Genomic DNA, 20,405 nt, shown 5'->3' with positions numbered 1-20,405 from the left:
GCTCAGTCCCCCCGCAGCGTCACCGCAGGGTCCACGCGCATGGCGCGGCGGGCGGGGATGAGGCACGCCAGCAGCGCCACGCCGAGCAGCAGCGCCATGACGCCGCCGAAGGTGAGCGGGTCATGCGGAGCAATCCCGTAGAGGATGCTGCCCATCACCCGCGCCAGGACGAGTGCCCCGGCCGCGCCCAGCGCGATGCCCGTCCCCGCGAGGCCCATGCCGCTCTTCAGCACCAGGCGCAGCACATCCGCCGGTTTCGCACCGAGCGCCAGCCGCACGCCCAATTCCCGCTGCCGCTGGCTCACCGTGTAGGCCAGCACGCCGTAGATGCCCACCGCCGCCAGCACGAGTCCCAGCACCGCGAACAGGCCCAGCATCACCGACAGCAGGCGAGGGCGCGTCACGGCCTCGCTCACCACCTCGTCCAGCGTGGTGATGCGGCTGATGGTCTGGTTCGGCTCGATGGCCCAGATGGCCTGGCGCGCGGCGATGGCCATGGGCAGCAGCGCTCCCTGTCCGCGCAGCACCAGGTTGGTGGCGGAGCGGGAGAACTGCTGCACGTGGAAGTAGACGAGCGGAGGGGCCGGCTCGGCGAGCCCCGCCTGTCGCACGTCACCCACCACGCCGATGATGCCGATGTCGGTGGTGTCGACCTTCACGGACCTGCCCACCGCGTCCTCGCCGGGGAAGTAGCGCCGGGCGAAGGTCTGGTTCACCACTGCCACGATGGGCGTCTGCTGCGTGTCCGTGGCCTCGTGGGCGCGGCCCCCGAGCAGGGGGATGCCCATCGTGCTGAAGTACCCGGTGCTCACGTGCATCACCGACGCGTGCGGCGGGTTCGAAGTGTCCTCCGGGTGGCCGGGACGGTTGAAGGCCATGTCCTCGCCCGTGCTCTCCAGCGGCAGGTACTTCACCATCGCCGCGGACTCGATGCCCGGGAGGGCGCGCACCCGCTCCAGCACTTCCGCGAGATAGGCACGGCCCTGTCCCCTGCGGGAGTCCGGCACGGAGAAGCTGACCACCGCGGCGCCCTCCGAGCGGAAGCCCGGGTCCTCCGCCAGCATCCTCGCGAGGCTGCGCGTGGCGAGCCCCGCGCCCGTGGCCAGCACCACCGCGATGGCCACCTCCGCGACGACGAGCATGCCGCGCAGCCGCGCGCCACCCGAGCCCACCGTGCCGCGCGCGCCCGCCTTCAGCACCGGCTCCAGTCGCGTGGAGCTGGCGCGCAGCGCGGGCAGCAGACCGAACAACAGGCCCGTGAGCAGCGTGGCACCGGCGGCGAAGGCCAGTACCTCGCCGTCCACGCGCACGTCGCGCAGCCGGGGAAGCTGATGCACCGAGAGGCCGACCAGCACCTCGGTGCCCCACACCGCCAGGGCGATGCCGAGCGCACCGCCCAGCCCCGCGAGCACCACGCTCTCCGTGAGGAGCTGGCGCACCAGTCGCCCCGGTCCCGCGCCCAGGGCCGCGCGCACCGCCAGCTCCCGCTCGCGCAGTGTGGCGCGGGCGAGCTGCAGGTTGGCCACGTTGGCGCAGGCGATGAGCAGCAGCAGGCCCACCGCGCCGAGCACCACCAGCAGGCCGGTGCGCACGTCGCCCGTAATCGCCTCATGCAGGGGGATGGCGGTGATGCCGGGGTACTGCGCATTGCTGTCCGGGTAGGCCTCCGCGAGCTGCCGGGAGATGCCGCCCAGCTCCGCGCGCGCCGTCTCCAGCGTCACGTCCGGCTTGAGGCGGCCCACCACGTTGAGGAAGCGATTGAAGCGCGTGCGGGGGATGCCGCTCTCCGGGATGTTGGACAGAGGCACCCACACGTCCATCTGCTCGCTGGGGAAGGTGAAGGAGGGCGGCATGATGCCCACCACCGTGTGCGGCACACCATCCAGGGTGAGGCTGCGGCCAATCATCGTTGGGTCCGCGCCGAACTTCCGCGTCCAGAGTCCGTGGCTGAGCACCACCACCGCGTCCTGGCCCGGCAGGTTCTCCTCCGGAAGGAAGGGGCGGCCCAGCTGCGGCGCCATGCCGAGCGTGGAGAAGAACCCATCCGTCACATACGTGGCCTGGAGCAGCTCCGGGTCTCCGAGCCCGCTCAGGTCCACGCCAGACATGTTCTGCACGTGCCACCACGCGCCCAGGTCTGTGAATGACTTCTGCCGGGCCTTCCAGTCCTCGAGGTCAGGATGGGAGAGGACGGTGCGCGGCGAGTCCAGCGCGGGGCTCGCCTGCCACAGGCGGACGAGCCGCTCGGAGGTGGGGAAGGGGAGCGGCTTGAGCAGCACGCCCCGCACCACGCTGAACAGGGCGGTGGTGGCGCCGATGCCCAGCGCCAGGGTGAGCACGGCCACCAGCGAGAAGGCCGGGGCCTTGCGCAGCGTGCGCAGCGCGTACCGCACGTCCTGCACGAGCGCGTCCAGGAACAGGCTTCGCTTCATCTCGCTCTCCCTCTCGTGTCCCAGGCGTACGCACTCGGCGCGCACGTGCTCCAGGTTTCCGAACTCACGCTGGGCGGTGGCATGCGCCTCGGCGGGTGGAAGGCCCTCGCGCTGGAGCTTCTCGGCGCGCATCTCCAGGTGGAACCGCAGCTCGTCATCCACGTCCTGCTCCACCGCGCGCGGACGCACGGCGAGCTTGAGCAGGCGCTTGAAGCCAGGGGGCAGTTGCATGGCGAGCCTCAGGCGGCTTCGAGGACGCGCGACACGGCCGCGGCGTAGCGCGTCCACGTCTGCGACTGGGCGCGCAGGTGGGCCCGGCCGGCGGAGGTGAGCTTGTAGAACTTCGCGCGGCGGTTGTTCTCCGACAGGCCCCACTCGGCCTCGAGCAGGCCGCGCTTCTCCAGCCGGTGCAGGGCCGGGTAGAGCGCACCTTCCTCCACCTTGAGCACCTGGCCGCTGCGCTCGTTGATGGACTCCGCCACCGCGTAGCCGTGCCGCGCGCCCCACGACAGGCTCTTCAGGATGAGCACGTCCAGCGTGCCCTGCACCAGCTCCAGCGACGTGTCCGACATTCGCCCGGCTCTCCCCTCAACGTTTTAGGGGAGAGTGCCCGCAGCTCCCCTAAGGTGTCAAGGGGAGGGCCTTCGCTTCGGAGAGCAGCCAGGCTTTGAATGCGGCCACGTCCCGGCGTCCCGCGAGTGGACGGGGGTGGACGAGCCAGTAGCTGAAGTCGTTCGGAAGGGCCTGCGTGAAGGGCTGGACCAGGCGACCGGCCTTCAAGTCATCCGAGGCGAGCATCAGCCGCCCGAGGGCGACGCCCTGACCCTGGCGCGCGGCCTGGAGCACGAGCCCGGCATCGTTGAACGCGGGGCCCGCCTCGGCATCCACGCCTTCGACTCCGGCGAAGTCCAGCCAGCGCCGCCAGCCGTCCTTCGGCGTGTCGTGGAGGAGCCGGACCTTCTTCAAGTCGGAGGGTGCGCGGAGCTTCTTCGCGAGCGCGGGCGTGCAAACGGGGCTGAGCGCCTCCTGCGCAAGCTGCTCCGCCTTGAGGCCCGTCCAGCGGCCCAGGCCGGAGCGGATGCCCATGTCGAAGCGGTCGTCGAGGAAGTCCCACAGCTCGGCCGAGCTGTTGAGGTGGAGCTCGATGTCCGGGTGCTGCTGGCGGAAGCCCTCCAGGCGAGGGAGCAGCCAGCACGAGGCGAACGCGGGCAGCACGGTGATGCGCAGCGGCCCCTGCTCGCGCTCGTAGAGGCGCGAGGTGGCCTCGGACATGCGGTCGAAGGCGGGCGTGAGCTCGCGGAGGTACGCCGCTCCCTTCGCGGTGAGCCGCAGCTCATGGCCCCGGCGCTCGAACAGGGAGATGCCGAGCCAGTCCTCGAGCTGGCGCACCTGATGGCTGATGGCGGCCTGGGTGACGCTCAGCTCGGTGGCGGCGCGGGTGAAGCTCAGGTGTCTCGCTCCGGCCTCGAAGGCGCGGAGGGCGCCGAGTGGTGGAATGCGGCGCATGCTCGATGAACTCCCTTTATCGAGCGGGCGAGGATAGCTCGCTGGGGACTCGCCTCGAAACGGTGTTTGTCGTGTGGAGCAAGAGCGCGGCGAACGCGCGAGGGAGCACGGCGATGATTTCGGCGGAAGTCTGGTGGTTGTTCGTGGGCTACACGGTGCCCATGGTGTTCAGTCCCGGGCCCGGCAACACGGTGCTCGCCACCGCGGGCGGGCGCTTCGGCGTCCGGGGCTCGCTGCTCTTCTGGTTGGGCTTCGAGATGGCCAATGTCGCGCTCTGCGCCCTGTACGGGTTCGGGCTTGGCCGCGTGCTGCACGACATCCCGTGGCTCCACCCGGCGCTGAAGTGGGGTGGGGTGGTGTACCTGCTCTATCTCGCATGGGGCTTCTTCCGCTCGACCGCCGCACCCGGCGCGGTACGCGAGGAGCCCGCGGGGCTCGGGTACGGAGAGGGCTTCCTGGTGGTCGCGCTCAACCCGAAGATCCACTCGATGATCGTGGTGATGTTCTCCCAGTTCCTCGACCCGGCCCGCGCGATGGCTGCGCAGACGGCACAGCTCACGCTGGCCTTCCTCGCCGTCTGCGTGGTGTGTCACTTCCCGTGGATCTACGGAGGGAAGCTCATCCTCGGGCGGTTCCGCTCCGAGCGTGCCATGCGCATCCAAGGCTGGACGTTCGGCCTGTGCATGCTCGCTGTCGCGGGCTACGTGGCGTTCCTGGCTCCGGCGTGAGCGATGGGGACGGAAGCTGGCTGCTCGCGCGCGGTCTTCCACACAGGCAGGAGCGCGGCGACCACAGCGGTCACCACGTCCGCCAGGGCCTCGGGCCGCCCCTCCGGCTGGCTGGCCCGGTAGCGCGCCCACTTCTCGTTGCTCCACGGACTGCGGCCGAACTCGCCCGCCATCAGCCGCTCCATCAACTCCACCGAGTCTCCCCGTGACTCGAAGGCGAGCCGCAGCGCCCGTGGCAGCAGCGCAGTGTCCATCGTCGCGTGCCGGGTGAGCAGGTACACGTCGAACAAATCCTTGGGACGGAAGCGGCCCTTCCCGCGCTCGAACAGTCCGTGCATCTTCCACGCGAGCAGCGTCTCCGGCCGGCATGCCAGCACCCGCGCGGAGCCGCCCTCGCCAACGTCGTACTCCGTCCACGCGGGCCCCGGCTCCATCGGGTCGCCGAAGCCGGTGTCGATGCGCAGCTCGAATGCGCCCTCCACGCCGGGCAGCCGCGTCTCCACGAAGACGCGCACGCCTGGGAACTTCGTCTCCGCCCAGATGACCTCGGACCGCAGCGCGCCGAAGGAGAACCCGTCCTCCACGTCGACCCGGAGCACGGACTCCAGCCGCCGCACCGTGTCCTCCGCGTCGAAGGAGAACCTCGCGAGAAAGTCCAGGTCCTCCACCGGCCGGGGCACCGGCCCACTCCACAGGCGCATCATCAGCCCGCCCCGCAGGACGAGCGCCTCCACCTCGGAGGACCGCGCGAGGCGGCGCAACACCGCCGCCCCCGCGCGCAGGGGCAACTCATGGGCGCTCACTTCGCATCCTCCAGCCAGCCACGGTCCAACCCGTGGTTCGAGTCGTACACCGTCCACTCGCGCAGCCGCTGCGTCAGCGTCAGCCCCGTCCTCGCCAGGTCCTCCAGCAGCGCCGTGAAGCGTGCGTCCGCATTCGCCCGGCCCAGGCCGTAGACGCGCAGCGTGACGAAGCGCTCGGACGCGCCGTCCTCACGCACCTTGCGCGCGTTGCGTGACAGGTGCGCGCCGTGTTTCTCGCACCGCGCCCGCAGCGCCTCCACGCCAGCGTCACCCGAGGGCACCAGCGCCTTCACGTGGAACTCGAAGTAGTTCGCCGGCTGGGCCTTCGCCGTCGCGTCGTCCTCGGGAATGTCGCGATTCTTCCCCAGCGCCTCCAGCTTCAGGCGCGTGACGTCGAAGCCCTCCGCCGCGAGCGCGCGAGCCATGGCCTGCACCTCCTCGCGTGCCTGCCGGAGCGTGCCGTGGTGGTACGAGGCCGTCATCGGCTGGAAGATTTCCGCGCCCCGGCCCAGCTCGATGAAGATGCACTTCACCGACGCCGCGTCGCAGAACGCGCGGAAGCGCTGGAGGTCCTCCTCCGAGCGAGCGGAGACGGTGATGTGTGCCTCGTAGGCGCCACCCTGAGACTGTGCCCGCAGCCGGTCCGCCAGCTCCAGGTAGGGCCGGTGCCGCATGTTGAGGAAGAACTTGTTCCTCGGCATCTCCCCGAGCGTGCGCAGGAAGCCGTCCGGCACCCACGCGCGGTCCCAGCCATAGCCACCCTCGCCACGAGGCTCCGCCAGCAGCGTGCCCTCGATGGAGTCCTCGAAGAGGGCCACACGCTCAGGATGGCCATCCTCCGAATACGCCACCGCCACGCGCGTGCGCCCCCGGCGCCCGCCGTGGGCCGCGAGGAAGGCGCGCTCGCCCATCGCGAGCACCTGTTTCTTGAACCGCGCACCCGTGAGCGCAGGCCCGCCGTCCAGCTCCAGCGCCGTCGTCTCCACGAAGCAGGGCGCGCCGAGCTCGCGGTACGCCGCCAGCGCCTTGCGCTTCGCCAGCGCCGCCAGGTCAAGGGACTCCGCCTCGTCGAGCCCCGGCAGCGCGAGCTTCCGCCACGTGACGTCGAGGCCCGCGAGCAGCCGGGCCACCTCGTCGGCCTTGTATTGGTTTCCAGTGACGAAGAAGGCGCGTGTCACGGCCGGCACTCCCTACGGCGAGGGCACCCGGGGCTCGGGGCGCCAGTTCCACACGGCGGACCGCCCCGTGTTCCCAGGCGGGAGCCTGCCATCCACCCTGTCTGGCCGTACATACCTGACCAGGAACTCCACCCTGACAACTGCGCCCTCACGCCCCGCGTCCCGTTCAGTCCTGCCCGGAGGGCGATCCACCCGGGCCTTCCAGTGACAACTGTCTGTCGACATCCACTGTCGGGGCAGGCGCAACGCTCGAAGGAAGGGCTCGCTCGCCACGAGCCCCTCACCCGGTTTTCGAGCACCCCATGAACCCATACCGATTGACTCTGCCAGGCCTGCTGGTCCTCTGCCTCGCGTGCAACTCCGTGGAGGGCCCGACTCCCTCTGCGGAGGCAGCCAGCGAGCAGGGGCTCACGCCCGTCACCACCGTCAGCTGGCAGTTCGCCGAGCACCCCCGGCCCCGGGACGGTTACGCGCTGGCGTCGCTCGGGACCCAGGCCGTTCTCTTCAGCAACTCCGAGGGCATGTTCACCTGGGACGGTGCCGCGTGGAACCCACGGGTGGCGCAGGGGTGGCCGTCATCCCGCGCGGTCGGCCACATGGTGGGCTACGGCACCAGCCTCCTCATGTTCGGCGGCTACGACTCGAGCTCGAATACGTATGTCGACGAGACGTGGCAGTGGGACGGAACGAGCTGGACGCGACTGCTCACCGCGACCAACCCACCGGCTCGCGCCGGACAGGGGATGGCGGTCGTCGCGGGCAAGGTGGTGATGTATGGCGGCCATTCAGCGCAGGGCACTCTCGGCGATACCTGGACCTGGGATGGGGTGGACTGGACGCGCGTCACCACCACCACCAGCCCCTCCACGGCCTCGATTTCCATGGTGACGGTGGGCGATTCGGCGCTCCTGCTCGGCTACGACTCCAGCGCTCCCTTTCCGGCGGAGACCTGGACCTTCGATGGCTCCGGCTGGACGAAGCTCGCCACGTCGACCTCGCTGCCCGGGCTGTCACGATACGAGCTTGCGACGCTCGGGGGCGTGGCGCTCGCCTATGACGGCACCAGCACCTGGCAGTGGTCGGGGGCCGACTGGGTAAAGACCAGCCCGGTCGCGTCGCCGACGACGCGCAGCCCCGGCCTCATGGTCGCCGCGGGCCCGACGGTGCTCCTCTTCGGGGGCATCGTCTCCGGGAGCTCCACCTACGACACCTGGACCTTCGACGGAATGACGTGGACCGAGCGCTGGAAGATGCCGGTTTCGATGAAGGGTGCGTCGATGGCGACCCTGGGTGGAAAGGTCGTTCTCTTTCGCGACACCCAGACCTGGGAGTGGGATGGCAGGGCATGGAGCCAGCGCACGCCGACAACGGTTCCTCCGGCGCGGCAATACGCGGCCATGGCGACGCTGGGAAACAAGGTCGTGATGTACGGCGGTGCGAGCGACACCCGGACCTGGCTCTGGGATGGAAACAACTGGACGGGATTGACCACCGCCCACACGCCCGGGGCGAGGAAGTACATCGGCATGGCGCCGCTCGGCGGCCGGCTGGTTCTCTTCGGAGGACTCGACCTGTCCCAGCTCTCCCTGGCGGACACCTGGCAGTTCGATGGCGTCGACTGGAAGCAACTGGCGCCCACGAATCGTCCTGGCTCGCGCGGCGGCTACGGAATGGCCACCGTCGCTGGGAGCGTGCTGCTCTTTGGCGGTGCGTACACCGATGGGGCCAATCCGTCGAACACCTACTACTACTCGGATTTGTGGATCTGGAACGGGACCAACTGGCTGCCCGGAGCCAGAGGTCCCGGAGCTCGCTATGCCCCCATCATGGCGGAGCTCGACGGCAAGGCGGTGCTCAACGGTGGCCGCAGCAGTCCTTCGTCGAGTGGAGTCTTCCTGAGTGACACCTGGCTCTACGACCCCGCGACGGGGTGGTCCCAGCCGCAGACGACCAGCACGCCACCGGGTCTCCATGAGGCCACCGCCGCCACGCTCGGTCACACCGTCGTGAAGTGGGGCGGAGGCAGAGACTACTATTATGGGATTGGAGGCACGTGGACGCTCAACGCCTTCATGGCGGCGGGCTCCAATTGTTCCGTCTCGGCTCAATGTGAGACGGGCTGGTGCGTGGATGGCGTGTGTTGCCAGACGGCGTGCAGTGGGACGTGCGAGTCCTGCAACCTGCCCGGCACGGAGGGGCTCTGCACGACGGTTCCCGCTGGCGAGCCCAGACCCGGGACGTGCGCGAGCTGCAACGGCGATGGCGGATGTGACACGCCCTGGCCGGAAGACGCCGGAAGTGGAGCGGCCGATGCGGGCCCCGTCGATGCGGGACACGACGCCGGTACGATGGATGGCGGGACTGTCGGGAGCGATGCCGGGTCGCCGCCACGAGGTGATGCGGGTGTCGTCGCGGACGGTGGCAGCGGCTCGGGCAATCCGGGCGGCTCCGGCTGCCTCACCGGCTTCACGGGAGGCAATGCGTGGCTCGTCGTGTTCGCCACGTGCCTGGGCGTGGGGGCCCGTCGACGCCGCCGGGCCTGACGACACGGAGCCTTCGAGACATCCACGGGCGGCCGTGCAACAGCGCCGTCTCGTCAGGCGCTACGGCGAGGGCACTCCGGGGGCGGGTCGCCAGTTCCACACGGCGGACCGCCCCGTGTTCTCAGGGAGGAGGCTGCCGTCCACCTTGTCCGGCCGCACGTACTTGGCGAGGAACTCCACCCTGACACCCGCGCCCTCCCGCCGCTCCACCCGCCAGACGGCCCCCTCCACCGGGTCCACCGCCCCGTGGAAGCCGCCCCCCTGGAGCCGTGCCATCGCCGCGTCGATGCCCAGCGGCCCGCCCTCATGGAGCAGGCCCGGAGTCATGAAGCCGCCGGCCCCGATGCGCGCGGTGAGCTCGTGCCACGGCAGCCGCTCGCCGTCGCGCATCAGGTCGAAGGCGACGAAGGGCTCGTGCGTCAGCGTGTAGCGGGTGCCATGGGCCAGGGCCAGCCACTCGCCGACGAGTCGCTCTCCCGGCTGGAGCACGGCCAGGAAGCGCGCCGTGTTCGCGGAGACCCACGTCGCCCAGAGCCGGCGTGACTCATTGGGGGACTGGGAGGCCAGGCGCCCCTCGCGGCCCAGTGCCAGCACGGAGTCACCCACGCGCGCCGCGGCCACGCACGAGCCGTCGAGCTTCTCCAGCACCACGACGTGGTCTCGCGCGTCCCGGATGCGCTCGGTGCACAGCCGCGCCAGGGCCGGAGAGAGATGGCGATCCGCCGGCCCGGTGCGTGAGCCCGGGAGGTGGGGAATGGAGCCATAGGCCTTGCGGCCGAGGGGACGGAAGTCCGGGGTGGGATGCGGTTGCACCGGAGGAAGCGTACCACCGGCGCATGTGTCGCCGGCCCGGTGTGTCACCTGTGTGATTCAGGCGTTCGCGACATCCAGGTGACACCTGCAGGAAGCCGTGACCGTCATGTGGCCACCAGGGTCCTTGCGGCGCGGCACGGGAATCGTCAGATCCGCCGCTCCCCCCAACGAGGACCCACTCATGCCACGGTTGCGCTCCCTGCTACTGTTCCTCTCTCTGGCCACCGCTTGCGGAGGCGACCCGTCCGCCTTCGTTTCCGAGGCCCCGCTCGGCGAGCGCGAGGACGCCGTCACCATTCCGTCCCGGGGCTTCGCCAGCACGCTCGATGTCGGCTGCTGGAACCTGGAGTACTTCGGCTCCACGTCCCACGGCCCCAGCGACGAGACGCTCCAGCTCCAGAACGCGCGGGACGTCATCCTGGGTGCCGACCTGGACGTCTGGGGTGTGGAGGAAATCGTCAGCGCCGCGCAGTTCAACACCCTGGTCTCCCAGCTCCCCGGCTACGCGGGCCTGCTCGGCAGCGACCCGAGCGTGGTGGGCGGCAGCACGTACTACACGCCGGGCGAGCAGAAGGTGGGGCTCCTCTACAAGCCGGCGGTCGCCTCCGTGCTGGGGGCGCGCGTCATCCTCACCGCGGATGCCACGTTCTTCGGTGGCCGGCCGCCGCTCGAGGTGCGGATGCGGGTGGGCCTCAACGGGCACACCGAGGACGTCGTCGTCATCGTCATGCACGCCAAGGCGCTGAGCGACGTGGACAGCTGGCAGCGGCGCGTGGACGGCTCGGCGGCGCTCAAGGCGTACCTGGACAGCACGTGGCCCACGGCGAAGGTGCTGGTCATCGGCGACTTCAACGACGACGTGGACGTGTCCATCTCCTCCAGCCGCACGTCGCCGTACGAGAACTTCGTGGTCGACGCGGCGGGCTACTCCTTCCCGACCAAGGCGCTCTCGGATGCGAACCTCACGTCCACCGTGGGCTACAAGGCCGTCATCGACCACCACCTCGCGACCCATGAACTGCGGGCGCTCCATGTGGCGGGCTCGGCTGAGGTGTACCGCGTGGACGCGTACATCCCGAGCTATGACACGACCACCACGGACCACTACCCGGTCCTCACGCGCTATACCTGGGGCAACGAGGGCGCGGCGCTGACCGTCACCTCACCCAACGGTGGAGAGAGCTGGGCGGGCGGCGGCGCGCGCACCGTCACCTGGAGCGCGACCCAGGTGCCGACGGTGAAGTTGGAGTACTCGATCGACGACGGTGGCGCGTGGGCGCTGATTGGCACTGCTTCGGGGGCTACGGGCAGCTACACGTGGACGGTGCCGGACGTCGCGACCTCGCTGGCTCGCGTCCGGGTGAGTGACGTGGCGAACGCGGCGCTCTCGGACAGCAGCGTTGGGGCGTTCACCATCACCTCCACCAACACCCCGGGCAACGTGGTGCTGCACGAGATCCTCGCCAATGAAATCGGCTCGGATGCCGGCACGGAGTTCATCGAGCTGCTCAACACCGGTGGCTCGCAGGTGGACCTCGGTGGGTGGATGCTGTGGGACGCGACGGGCCTGCGGCACACCTTCGCCAGTGGCACCATCCTGGGAGCGGGCAGGGCGCTCGTGGTGTTCGGCAAGGCGGCGTCCATTCCGGCGGGCGTGGGCAACGCGGTCGGCGCCACCACGGGAGGCCTCAGCCTCAACAACGGCGGAGACACCGTGACGCTCCAGAAGACCGGTGGCACGGTGGTGGATGCGTATACCTATGCCGCGTCACTCGCGGGTCAGGACGGCGTGTCCATGAATCGCAACCCGGATGGCGGCGCCACGGGGAGCTTCGTGCTCCACACGAGCCTCTCCACGCGCAGCGCCTCTCCGGGCATGCGCGCGAACGGCTCGGCGTTCTGATACTACCCGGTCACATGAATTGGACGCTGCCCGAGGTGCGCGACGCATGCAGGTGCTGTTCGTCATGTGCCTCGGGCATTGCCCACTCTACCTTCGCTCCACTGACGCCCGTGCGCCACCTCTGACGTTGGTAGCGCTATCGTGAGGCCTGGACGCAGCAAATTGAGGTCAGTCAATGGGCCTATGTATCGAATACGTCTCCCTCGCGGGCCTGCCGCCAATGGAGCTCGTCCGGGACATGGTGGGCGAGAGGCTGGGGCGCCAGGTGGAGCTGATACAGCACCCAGCGGGTTTCTACATCGAGGTTACGAAGGGGTGGTTCATCCACCTTGTGCCGAGCGAGCGCGCCCTTGAGGTCGACGAGCGTGCGCTCAACCCCGTGAACCCGCTCGATCAAGATCCTGATTACCTGCGTCTGTGTCGTGCCCTGGCGGCGTTGGGGGGACAGCAGGCCCCCCATGAGCTACTGGAGTGGGGCCGGTTCAAGCAGCGCTTCGAGTTCCAGAAGGGCACGCCCAGTCCTCTGGAGGTACACGAGCAAGTTCGCCGCTTGGGAGGGGGCGGCGGAGGGCCACCAACTCCCTACGAACCATGGTTCCAGCTCGTTGTCCCAGGTCCTGCTCTTCAGGGAGTTTTGCTGAAGCCGCAGTCCCCCTGGCTCATGCTGATGGCAGGGACCAATAGTTTTGAGCTGATCGACCAAGCTTATGAAGTCCTGGTCTCCTGCGGCGCACGACCTCGAACTGATTCGGATGGGTGATGCGCTCGGTGATGCGCTCCGCCCTGCAGAAGTGCACTGTGTAGGGGAGTTCCTCGACCAGGCGGCGTGGCTGTGCGCGTGTGCAGGGCATCGGGCACGGCTTCACGAAGGACCCGGCATTCGCCGACAACGCCGTACGTCCCCGCGGGCCCTTGAACTGTCTTCCACTGGAAGGGAGCTCGGGCGCTCGTACTGGTGGGGATCCACGACGCCTACGCTGCCGGAATGGCTGACCGCATCGTCTTCGAGCACACGGTGGAGGCGCTGTTCTTCCGGGGCCTCGGCGAGAGGGTGACGCCGATGCTGAAAGCACAGCTCCGGGAGGCGGGACTGGACCTGGACCGCAAGCTGCTGCCGGGCTACCCGCAGGTGGACTTCACGCGGTGGCTGCGGCGCTCCGCCGGGGCGCTGTGCCCGGACGCTCCCGAGGAAGAAGGCCTGTGCTGGCTGGGGGAGCGCCTGGTGGATGGGTACAAGGAGACGGTGGTGGGCAGCGCGCTGTTCGGCGTGCTGCGGCTGCTGGGCCCTCGGCGGATGCTGGAGCGGACGCAGAAGAACTTCCGCTCGGGCAACAGCTACACGGAGGTCCGCACCACCATGCTGGGGGAGCGGGAGATGGAGCTGTGGATGAACGAGCTGGACGTCGCCCGCTACTTCACGAAGGGCACCATGCTCGCGGGCATGCGTGCCTCCGGTGCGAAGGAACCCCAGGTGGACGTGCTCCGCTTCGACAGCACGGGCACCACGTACCGCGTGATGTGGAGCGCCTAGCGCGGACCGCCGCACCGCTCACTTCGGCTGCACACCCGCGGCGCACAGCTTCGCGCACATCGTGTTGAGGATGCACGTGCCCGTACACGGGCACAGCACCTGTCCGACGGCACACGGCGCGGTGACGCCGGTGACACACGAGCCGTTCTTGCACGTCCTGCCCGTGGCACACGTCGCACCGCAGCGGCCACAGTTGTTCTTGTCGAGCTGCACGTTGACGCAGCTATTCCCGCACAGCGTCAGCCCCGAGTTGCACTGACACCGGCCCCCCACGCATTGCTGCGACGGCCCACAGCGGGTGCCACAGGTGCGGCAGTTCTGCTCATCCGTGTCCGTCTCCACGCACTGGCCTCCGCAGAGCGTGAGGCTCCCGGTGCAGCCGCAGCGACCGTCGGTGCAGACCTGGTTCGCTCCGCAGCGCGTGTTGCATGCGCCGCAGTTCTGCGTGTCCTTGCGCGTGTCCACGCAGCGCTCGCCGCACAGGCCCAGGCCCGAGGGGCACTGGCAGCGGCCGTCGCGGCAGAACTGCCCCGCGCCGCACGTCACGCCACAAGCGCCGCAGTTCCGGTCGTTCTGCCGCGTGTCGATGCAGACATTCCCGCAGCGCTCCCGTCCCTCCGTGCACTCGCAGGCTCCTCCCTCGCAGACTTCCTCAGGGCCGCAGGTCGTCCCGCACGCGCCGCAGTTCTTCGCGTCGGACCGCACGTCGATGCACCGGTCTCCACACGTCACCTGTCCGGCCGGACACGTGCCGGGTTCGGCATCGTCACCGCGCAAGCCGAGGAACAACGCCACCGCGCCACCCGCGATGACGAGCCCGCCCACCACGAGCCACCACCAGGGGAACGGCTTCGCGGGCAGCGGCGTGGGGCGCACCTCCACGGCGATGGTGGGGCCCTCCGCGAAGCGCTCGTCGGGAAGGTCCAGGTCCGCCACCACCATGCGGAACGTGTACGGACCCGGGGGCGCGCCGGGGGGCACCTGGAGGCCCACCGTGAAGACCTCCGTCGCTCCCGGTGGCATGTCGCGGTGGTCCGCGCCGCGCACGCTCAGCCACTCCGGCTTCAACGGAGGCTCGGGCAGGAGCCTGACTACGGCCCGCATCGCGAGCCCGGTGACGTTGGTGACGGTGAAGGCCACCTCGCCACGCCCGTCCGCGCCGAGTGAGAGCGACGGGGACGGGGCGGTGATGGCGAACTCGCGCGTCATGGCGTGCGGCGCCCTCCACCCGGGGATTCGAGGTCCCGCAAGGGTAGAGAGCCGTCCCTCCAACGGAAGGGACACCCGAGGGCATGTGGGTGCCACCTGCTTCACAGCTCCGCGCGGGACTCAGCGCTGACCGTGCGCCGCCAGCCACTTCGGTGCCCCCCGCGTCAGCGCCGTGGCGCCTTGCGGTGCTCCTCAATCCATTGCAGGGCCTTCTCCTGGCTGTCGACGAACTCGACGTCGAAGCGCTTCCTGCCCGACAGCAGCATGGCCACGGTGAGCCCCTTGGCGGTGATCTTCTGGAGGATGCCTCCGCCGACGTAGACGATGGCCTTGAACCAGTCGGAGCTGCTCTGCTTCGCGAGGTACTGGCGGGCTTCCTGGGACAGCCGGGGGTAGGGGAACTCCGGCATCGGTGTCATCTGCACCACGCAGTACACGGACACGGGGCCGGGAGTCGTCACGTCGCGCATGATGGCCACCCACTTCACGCCATCCTCGTACGTAATCCAGCCGCGAATGATGGCGCGGAGGGTGTCGGGCGGCTCGAAGATGAGCTCGTGGTTGCCGACAATCCATGTCCTCGACTGTTCCATCGCAGCCTCCGTCCCATCTGGACGTTGGAGGCGCGAGCCTGTGACACCGGATGTTTGCAGTGCGCGGCTACGTCACGGCATGCGGTTCGCGTCGGGCCTGCCCACCTCGCGCGCGGCCTGCCGGTGCTGGGCGATGCGGTTGCGGGCCCACTCGGGCGCCAGGTCCAGCTCCTCCGGGAAGAAGAGGTCCTCTCCGAGCCCCTCCACGTGCACCTGGATGAGCGGGTCCTCGGGGTACTGACTCGCCGGGTCGTCGTAGACGAGCCCCACCACCACGCCCGCGCGCCCGAGGAAGCGCTGGCTGATGGTGCCGTCGTCCGAGCGACTCACCACCTTCACGGTCTCGCCAATTCGCACCGGCGCGCCGGCCACGTCACTGCAGACGATGAGAGAGGGGTCCTGGATCATGGCGCGTAGGAACGGGGTTTGAGCGACTTGGAGATGGCCAGTGACGCGATGACGACGAGTCCCCACGCCAGCAGGTGATAGCCGGCGACGTGCCGCCAGCCCCGCTCGCACGCGAGCTCACCCATGAAGGCCCCCGTCGTCCCCACCGCGAGGCCCGCCACCAGGGCCCGCATCGGCTGGAACACGGCGGTACGCAGCGCGAGCAACGCCACCACCAGCGGCACCGCGCCCACCGCGACGTGGCTGGCCGTGCACACCCACTCGGGCACGGTGGAGACCGCATGCGGGGTGCCTCGCGCCAGCACCAGCACGGCCGCGCTGACCATGGCCAGCGCCACGCCCAGCCGCTGCACCCCGCGCCCGCGCGGAGAGAGCGCACCCCAGGCGCACACCGCGCTCGTGCCCAGCAGCAGCACCAGCAGGTGCGCGCGGCCCAGCAGCAACGCCCCGGAGGTGACTCCCAACGCCAGCAACACCACCGCCACCGCGAGCGACAGTCCGCCGGAGGCCGCCATCAGCCACAGCGCCTGCGTGCGCCAGCCGCGCACAGGCCTCCGCTGCGCCAGCTCACCCTGCGCCGCGGCGAGGACGCGCGCGGCCGCGGAGGCGTCCCGAGGCGGCTCTTCGGACAGGAGCGAGTCCAGGTCGAGGGGCGGGCTCATCGCGCTTCCTCCAGCGAGCCGAGCAGCTCCCGCAGCCGCTCATAGCCCCGGTGCGCCCGGATTCGCGCCGCCCCCGAGCTGATGCCTCGCAGCGCGGCAATCTCCTCGAAGGACCAGCCCTCCACCTTGCTGAGAACCACCGCCTCGCGCTGGTCCGGTGGGAGCTGCTGGAGCGCGTCCAGCAGGTGCCGGCGCATGCTCGGGTCTCCAGCCGGCGGCTGCACCGACGCGGGCGCGGACGTGTCCACATGCGAGGCATATGCGTCCACGTGACGCTGGTGCCGCAGCGCATCCCGCGCGGCATTCGCGGCGATGGTCATCAGCCACGGCAGGAAGCGGGTGCCGGGCTCGTACCGGCCCCGGGAACGGATGACGGACAGGAAGGTCGCCTGCAAGAGGTCCTCCGCGAGTGGTCCGCTGCGCACCATGCGCGCGAGGAAGCCCTGCACCCGTCCGGAGTGCCGGGTGAAGAGCACCTCGAAGGCATCCTGCGCGCCGTCGCGAAACCGTTCCATCAGCTCTTCGTCCGTTGGACTCCCCATCTCCCATCTCCCCGTACGGCCCACTCCGAAGAATGTTTCCGGAGGGCCGCTCCGCCCCGCCGCTTCCGCCAAACCGCCGGAAACACAGGGGGATTCAGGGAACGCTGGCCCTCCCGAAAGGAGGGCGGACGAGCGGCCTCACCACGGAGGAGCCTACCCGGGGAGCAACACCAGCCGTGCGATTTCCGACGGTGCCCCCACACGCATGGGCGGGCCCACGAAGCCGCAGCCCCGGCTGACGTAGAGCAGCGACTGCTCCGTCCGGCTCAGCCCGGCGTTGCGGCTCCCCCAGATGAGGTCGCCCACAATCGTGCCGGGGAACATCTGCCCGCCGTGGGTGTGCCCGGAGAGCTGGAGCCCCACGCCCCGCCGGGCGACCTCGTCGAAGTTGGAGGGCTGGTGCGCCAGCAGCACCGACGCGCGGTCGGGTCGCACGTCGCGCAGCGCCGCGTCCAGATCGTACCCGGGCTCGCCCAGCCGGTCCGCGCTCCAGTCGTCCACACCCGCGAGCTGGAAGGACGCCGCGCCGTCGCCAATCGTCACCGAGCGGTTGCGCAGCACCTGGATGCCCAGGCTCTTCACGAAGGCCACCCACGCGTCCGCGTCCGAGTAGTAGTCGTGGTTGCCGGTGACGAAGAAGGCGCCGTGGCGCGCGCGCAGGGCTCCGAAGCCCGCGACGAAGGGGCCCAGCGTTTCGACGGAGCCGTCCACCAGGTCGCCCGTAATCGCGATGAGGTCCGGCTTCAGCGCGTTGGTGCGCGACACCAGCTCGTCCACGAACCGGCGCTGCAGCACGCCGCCGATGTGGATGTCCGTGAGCTGCACCAGCGTGAAGCCCTCCAGCGCCTTGGGCAGACCGGGCAGGCGCACGGGGATGTCCCGCACGTCGGGCGGGTGGAAGGCGCGCCAGGTGCCGAAGCCGGTGACCGACGCGCCCGCAACGCCAGCCCCGAGCGCCAGGCCCCGGCCCAGCAGCGCCCGGCGCTCCGGCGACGCAGGCTCCGAGGGCTCCGCACCGGAAGCGGCCTGACGGCGGGCTCGCCACCTCGCCACCGTGCGCAGCGCGTCCGCCGCGAGGGTGAACATGAGCAGGTAGAGGACGAGGCCAATCCACGCGAGGAAGACGATGCCCACGACGCGCGACGCGGCGGAGGGCAGCACGGCCCCGAGGGCCCGGGCGCCGAAGGCCCCGGCGAAGCCCACCGTGAAGAGCGCCCCGGCCGCGCGGCGGAGGCCGCGGTGCTCCGTCACGTCTCGGACCAGCCGGCGGAAGAGATAGACGTGTGCGCCCACCAGCAGCAGGAGCACCGGGATGAAGAACAGGAGGAGGCTGGCCCAGCGTGGCATGGAGGGCTCCTGCATAACGGAAGCCTGCTCGCAGCGCCCCTGTATTCCAGGGTGGCAGGCAGGCGGGGACACACGGCCCTTTCGCGCGGTGCCGGGGCGGGGCAGGCTCCCTCCATTGTCGAGGTCGACTTCCGGCCCCCGTTTCCGAGGACTCCATGCTCCGCTCGCTGCTGCTCTGTGCCCTGCTCGTCCCGCTGTTCGGGTGTGGAGAGGACACCGAAGTGACGCCTGACTCCGGTGACCCCACCAAGGTGACGTACGCGGAGGCGCTGAAGGTGGACCTGTCCGCCATGACGCTGCTGCCCAGCGGCGTCTACATCCAGGACCAGCCCGTGGGCACTGGCACGGAGGCCGTGGCGCTGAAGCGGGTGCAGGTGCACTACACGGGCTACCTGCCCGACGGCACGGAGTTCGACAGCAGCCGCGGTGGGCCGCCCATCTCCTTCAGCCTGGGGGCAGGCGAGGTCATCAAGGGGTGGGACGAGGGCATCGTCGGCATGAAGGTCGGCGGCTCGCGCCGGCTCATCATCCCCTCGTCGCTCGGCTACGGCGAGGACGGGGTGCCCGGCGTCATCCCCCAGTACTCGGTGCTCATCTTCGACACGGAGCTGATGTTCGTGCGTTGAGCGTCGCGTCCGGAGACGGCGGGCGGGCGGGCGTCCACGCGCCGACACCTCCGCCCGTGTCGCGACTTCGAGCGGCGTGTCACGGTGATATAGCCTCGGGCTGTCTTCCGGGGCTTCAGGGCCGGGCACCTCCCGGCCCCTGAAACAGTGGCTCAAAACATCCCGGAATCGGGGGGACGAGAGATGTCACGGTCCGAGGTGGAGATGCTCGAGGATGACGGCGCCCGCGCCGGCGTGGTGGGAGAGGGCGCCTTCCAGGCGCTGCAGGCGCTGATGATGCTCGCCGAGCCGGACCGGGCGGCGCAGCTCTACGAGGACCTGGGCTCCTCTCAGCGCGAGCGACTCCAGAAGGAGGCCGCGCAGGCCCCGGTGGAAGAGCGTCAGCGGCTGGCGGAGGTGATGCGGCAGGCGCGTGACTTCTCCGGCGCCGCGCGACTCCTGGACGGCTGCGGCGCGGCCGGCCTGGTGGCGGACCTGTACGTCCAGGGCGGCAACTACGTGGAAGCGGCGGAGGCGTACCTGCGCGACGGCCAGGTGGAGCGCGCGGCGGCGGCCTTCGAGCGCGGCGGCGCGCTGGAGCGGGCACTGGAAGTCTATCGCGGCCTGGGCTCGCGCGAGCCGATGGCGCAGTGCCTGGTCCGACTGGGGCGCCCCTACGAGGCGGCGGCGCTCTACCGCGAACTGGGCCAGTCCCACGCGGAGGTGGAGGCGCTGGGCAGCGTGCCCGCGGGCGACCCGCGCCACCTCGAGTCCGTGCTGCGCATGTGCAAGGTGCTGGACGGCGAGGGCTTCACGCGGCGCGCGCTGGCGCTGCTGGCGGACACGATGCGCGGCTCGGACGCGGCGCGCGCGGACCCGGCGCTGGCCGCGGAGAAGGCGCGCCTGCTTCGCCGCATGGGCATGGAGGCGGAGGCCGACGCCGTCATCGCGCGGCTGCCCGCGAGCGCCTCGGCGCCCGAGGCCAACGGCTACGGCTACCTCAAGGCCATCCCCATCTTCGGCGAGCTGTCCCTGGAGGACATGAAGGACCTGTACCGCGTGGCGCGGCAGGTGCTCATCCCCGCGGGCGCGGTGCTGCTGGAGAAGGGCGTGCAGGGCGTGGGGCTCTTCGTGCTGCTGGAGGGCACGGTGGAGGTCTACAGCGGCTCGGAGCCGGACGCGCGGCGCCTCAACACGCTGGGGCCCGGCGCGTACCTGGGGGAGATCTCCCTGGTGCAGGACGCCCCTGTCTCCGCGCAGGTGAAGGCGCGCACGTCGGTGCGGGCGCTGCGCATCACCCGCGCCGGCTTCCAGCACTATCTGGACACCCATGAGGCCGCGGCGTTGCGCATCTTCCGCCTCTTCACGCAGAACCTCGCCGCGCGCGTGCGGGCCCTGAGCAGCTGAGCGGCCGAAACACAGACACGGGCACCCGGGTTGACAAGCCCGCCTGGGTGCTTTATCTCATCTGCATCATGAGGCCCGTCTCCAACATCGCCCTGCTGATTGCGCGCAACATCGCGCCGGCGGCGGACGTGTGCCTCGCCCCCCGTCACGAGGTTCTGCTCGACATTTGAGCTGGCGGACCGGTGTCCTCCGGCC

At 70.2% G+C, this 20,405-nt stretch carries 20 protein-coding genes; 8 read left to right on the top strand and 12 right to left on the bottom strand.

Features of this window, described 5'->3' with window-relative positions:
* Nucleotides 1–2: 2 nt before the first annotated feature.
* The 3 genes from G4D86_RS11225 to gcvA are packed head-to-tail and all read right to left on the bottom strand — an operon-like array spanning nucleotide 3 to nucleotide 3,938.
* Entirely contained in the window at nucleotides 3–2,663 is a 2,661-nt protein-coding gene (locus tag G4D86_RS11225) for an ABC transporter permease (protein ID WP_163992572.1), read from the bottom strand.
* 8 nt (nucleotides 2,664–2,671) lie between these two features.
* Nucleotides 2,672–3,004, bottom strand: coding sequence for a PadR family transcriptional regulator (locus G4D86_RS11220; protein WP_163992570.1), 333 nt, complete (start codon nucleotides 3,002–3,004; stop codon nucleotides 2,672–2,674).
* A 49-nt stretch (nucleotides 3,005–3,053) separates the two neighbouring features.
* Nucleotides 3,054–3,938: a transcriptional regulator GcvA gene (gene gcvA / locus G4D86_RS11215; protein ID WP_163992568.1), complete on the bottom strand. Its 885-nt coding sequence runs from the start codon at nucleotides 3,936–3,938 to the stop codon at nucleotides 3,054–3,056.
* Nucleotides 3,939–3,943: 5 nt separating this feature from the next.
* Between gcvA and G4D86_RS11210 the strand changes: the two genes are divergently transcribed.
* Nucleotides 3,944–4,666, top strand: coding sequence for a LysE family translocator (locus tag G4D86_RS11210; protein ID WP_240360187.1), 723 nt, complete (start codon nucleotides 3,944–3,946; stop codon nucleotides 4,664–4,666).
* Here G4D86_RS11210 and G4D86_RS11205 read toward each other — a convergent pair.
* Together G4D86_RS11205 and G4D86_RS11200 are read right to left on the bottom strand one after the other, a co-directional pair.
* Complete coding sequence (locus tag G4D86_RS11205) at nucleotides 4,639–5,469, bottom strand: nucleotidyl transferase AbiEii/AbiGii toxin family protein (protein ID WP_163992566.1); 831 nt, start codon at nucleotides 5,467–5,469, stop codon at nucleotides 4,639–4,641. The two genes, G4D86_RS11210 and G4D86_RS11205, sit on opposite strands and share 28 nt — an antisense overlap.
* The gene (locus G4D86_RS11200; RefSeq protein ID WP_163992564.1) at nucleotides 5,466–6,647 is read right to left on the bottom strand and encodes a non-canonical purine NTP pyrophosphatase; all 1,182 of its coding nucleotides are present in this window, start codon (nucleotides 6,645–6,647) and stop codon (nucleotides 5,466–5,468) included. The genes G4D86_RS11205 and G4D86_RS11200 overlap by 4 nt, the downstream gene beginning before the upstream one ends.
* Nucleotides 6,648–6,949: 302 nt before the next feature.
* On the opposite strand from G4D86_RS11200, the gene G4D86_RS11195 reads away from it, so the two are divergent.
* Nucleotides 6,950–9,190: a Kelch repeat-containing protein gene (locus G4D86_RS11195; RefSeq protein WP_163992562.1), complete on the top strand. Its 2,241-nt coding sequence runs from the start codon at nucleotides 6,950–6,952 to the stop codon at nucleotides 9,188–9,190.
* A 60-nt stretch (nucleotides 9,191–9,250) separates the two neighbouring features.
* On the opposite strand, the gene G4D86_RS11190 is transcribed toward G4D86_RS11195, so the two are convergent.
* Nucleotides 9,251–10,003 (bottom strand): RNA ligase family protein, encoded by a 753-nt coding sequence (locus tag G4D86_RS11190; RefSeq protein ID WP_163992560.1) that lies wholly within the window; start codon nucleotides 10,001–10,003, stop codon nucleotides 9,251–9,253.
* 181 nt (nucleotides 10,004–10,184) lie between these two features.
* Here G4D86_RS11190 and G4D86_RS11185 point away from each other — a divergent pair, with 181 nt between their 5' ends.
* The 3 genes from G4D86_RS11185 to G4D86_RS11175 all read left to right on the top strand — a co-directional run bounded on the left by G4D86_RS11185 (nucleotide 10,185) and on the right by G4D86_RS11175 (nucleotide 13,437).
* Entirely contained in the window at nucleotides 10,185–11,906 is a 1,722-nt protein-coding gene (locus tag G4D86_RS11185; RefSeq protein WP_163992559.1) for a lamin tail domain-containing protein, read from the top strand.
* Between the two features lie 238 nt (nucleotides 11,907–12,144).
* Nucleotides 12,145–12,666 (top strand): hypothetical protein, encoded by a 522-nt coding sequence (locus G4D86_RS11180; protein WP_205519537.1) that lies wholly within the window; start codon nucleotides 12,145–12,147, stop codon nucleotides 12,664–12,666.
* 225 nt (nucleotides 12,667–12,891) lie between these two features.
* On the top strand, nucleotides 12,892–13,437 hold the full coding sequence (locus G4D86_RS11175) for a DUF2378 family protein (RefSeq protein ID WP_163992555.1): 546 nt from the start codon (nucleotides 12,892–12,894) through the stop codon (nucleotides 13,435–13,437).
* Between the two features lie 18 nt (nucleotides 13,438–13,455).
* Here G4D86_RS11175 and G4D86_RS11170 read toward each other — a convergent pair whose 3' ends face one another.
* The 6 genes from G4D86_RS11170 to G4D86_RS11145 form a co-directional block, all read right to left on the bottom strand.
* A complete protein-coding gene (locus G4D86_RS11170; RefSeq protein ID WP_163992553.1) occupies nucleotides 13,456–14,646 on the bottom strand; it encodes an MXAN_6577-like cysteine-rich protein in 1,191 nt (396 codons plus the stop codon).
* A 164-nt stretch (nucleotides 14,647–14,810) separates the two neighbouring features.
* Nucleotides 14,811–15,239: a hypothetical protein gene (locus tag G4D86_RS11165; RefSeq protein ID WP_163992550.1), complete on the bottom strand. Its 429-nt coding sequence runs from the start codon at nucleotides 15,237–15,239 to the stop codon at nucleotides 14,811–14,813.
* 72 nt (nucleotides 15,240–15,311) lie between these two features.
* Entirely contained in the window at nucleotides 15,312–15,647 is a 336-nt protein-coding gene (locus G4D86_RS11160) for a Carotenogenesis protein CarS (RefSeq protein ID WP_163992548.1), read from the bottom strand.
* Nucleotides 15,644–16,309: a DUF1109 domain-containing protein gene (locus G4D86_RS11155; RefSeq protein WP_163992546.1), complete on the bottom strand. Its 666-nt coding sequence runs from the start codon at nucleotides 16,307–16,309 to the stop codon at nucleotides 15,644–15,646. Before G4D86_RS11155 ends, G4D86_RS11160 begins: the two co-directional genes overlap by 4 nt.
* Entirely contained in the window at nucleotides 16,306–16,851 is a 546-nt protein-coding gene (locus G4D86_RS11150) for an RNA polymerase sigma factor (protein WP_163992528.1), read from the bottom strand. The genes G4D86_RS11155 and G4D86_RS11150 overlap by 4 nt, the downstream gene beginning before the upstream one ends.
* Nucleotides 16,852–17,004: 153 nt before the next feature.
* On the bottom strand, nucleotides 17,005–18,198 hold the full coding sequence (locus G4D86_RS11145; protein ID WP_163992526.1) for a metallophosphoesterase: 1,194 nt from the start codon (nucleotides 18,196–18,198) through the stop codon (nucleotides 17,005–17,007).
* A 155-nt stretch (nucleotides 18,199–18,353) separates the two neighbouring features.
* On the opposite strand from G4D86_RS11145, the gene G4D86_RS11140 reads away from it, so the two are divergent.
* The 3 genes from G4D86_RS11140 to G4D86_RS53755 all read left to right on the top strand — a co-directional run bounded on the left by G4D86_RS11140 (nucleotide 18,354) and on the right by G4D86_RS53755 (nucleotide 20,380).
* Nucleotides 18,354–18,824, top strand: coding sequence for an FKBP-type peptidyl-prolyl cis-trans isomerase (locus G4D86_RS11140; protein WP_163992524.1), 471 nt, complete (start codon nucleotides 18,354–18,356; stop codon nucleotides 18,822–18,824).
* Between the two features lie 183 nt (nucleotides 18,825–19,007).
* Nucleotides 19,008–20,210 carry a cyclic nucleotide-binding domain-containing protein gene (locus G4D86_RS11135; protein WP_163992522.1) on the top strand — a complete coding sequence of 401 codons (1,203 nt, stop codon included), beginning with the start codon at nucleotides 19,008–19,010 and terminating at the stop codon, nucleotides 20,208–20,210.
* 47 nt (nucleotides 20,211–20,257) lie between these two features.
* A complete protein-coding gene (locus G4D86_RS53755; protein WP_275899102.1) occupies nucleotides 20,258–20,380 on the top strand; it encodes a hypothetical protein in 123 nt (40 codons plus the stop codon).
* The last annotated feature ends 25 nt before the right edge of the window (nucleotides 20,381–20,405 follow it).

Source organism: Pyxidicoccus caerfyrddinensis (assembly GCF_010894405.1).
Lineage (GTDB): Bacteria > Myxococcota > Myxococcia > Myxococcales > Myxococcaceae > Myxococcus > Myxococcus caerfyrddinensis.
This window is presented reverse-complemented; position numbering and strand designations above follow the sequence as displayed.

What these genes read in the sequence shown, in the direction of transcription:
- G4D86_RS11225 (WP_163992572.1), bottom strand. Translation starts at nt 2,663, where the DNA reads ATGCAACTGCCCCCTGGCTTCAAGCGCCTGCTCAAGCTCGCCGTGCGT.
- G4D86_RS11210 (WP_240360187.1), top strand. Translation starts at nt 3,944, where the DNA reads ATGAACTCCCTTTATCGAGCGGGCGAGGATAGCTCGCTGGGGACTCGC.
- G4D86_RS11140 (WP_163992524.1), top strand. Translation starts at nt 18,354, where the DNA reads ATGCTCCGCTCGCTGCTGCTCTGTGCCCTGCTCGTCCCGCTGTTCGGG.
- G4D86_RS11155 (WP_163992546.1), bottom strand. Translation starts at nt 16,309, where the DNA reads ATGAGCCCGCCCCTCGACCTGGACTCGCTCCTGTCCGAAGAGCCGCCT.
- G4D86_RS11195 (WP_163992562.1), top strand. Translation starts at nt 6,950, where the DNA reads ATGAACCCATACCGATTGACTCTGCCAGGCCTGCTGGTCCTCTGCCTC.
- gcvA (WP_163992568.1), bottom strand. Translation starts at nt 3,938, where the DNA reads ATGCGCCGCATTCCACCACTCGGCGCCCTCCGCGCCTTCGAGGCCGGA.
- G4D86_RS11160 (WP_163992548.1), bottom strand. Translation starts at nt 15,647, where the DNA reads ATGATCCAGGACCCCTCTCTCATCGTCTGCAGTGACGTGGCCGGCGCG.
- G4D86_RS11220 (WP_163992570.1), bottom strand. Translation starts at nt 3,004, where the DNA reads ATGTCGGACACGTCGCTGGAGCTGGTGCAGGGCACGCTGGACGTGCTC.
- G4D86_RS11180 (WP_205519537.1), top strand. Translation starts at nt 12,145, where the DNA reads ATGGTGGGCGAGAGGCTGGGGCGCCAGGTGGAGCTGATACAGCACCCA.
- G4D86_RS11170 (WP_163992553.1), bottom strand. Translation starts at nt 14,646, where the DNA reads ATGACGCGCGAGTTCGCCATCACCGCCCCGTCCCCGTCGCTCTCACTC.
- G4D86_RS11135 (WP_163992522.1), top strand. Translation starts at nt 19,008, where the DNA reads ATGTCACGGTCCGAGGTGGAGATGCTCGAGGATGACGGCGCCCGCGCC.
- G4D86_RS11185 (WP_163992559.1), top strand. Translation starts at nt 10,185, where the DNA reads ATGCCACGGTTGCGCTCCCTGCTACTGTTCCTCTCTCTGGCCACCGCT.
- G4D86_RS11150 (WP_163992528.1), bottom strand. Translation starts at nt 16,851, where the DNA reads ATGGGGAGTCCAACGGACGAAGAGCTGATGGAACGGTTTCGCGACGGC.
- G4D86_RS11145 (WP_163992526.1), bottom strand. Translation starts at nt 18,198, where the DNA reads ATGCCACGCTGGGCCAGCCTCCTCCTGTTCTTCATCCCGGTGCTCCTG.
- G4D86_RS11165 (WP_163992550.1), bottom strand. Translation starts at nt 15,239, where the DNA reads ATGGAACAGTCGAGGACATGGATTGTCGGCAACCACGAGCTCATCTTC.
- G4D86_RS11175 (WP_163992555.1), top strand. Translation starts at nt 12,892, where the DNA reads ATGGCTGACCGCATCGTCTTCGAGCACACGGTGGAGGCGCTGTTCTTC.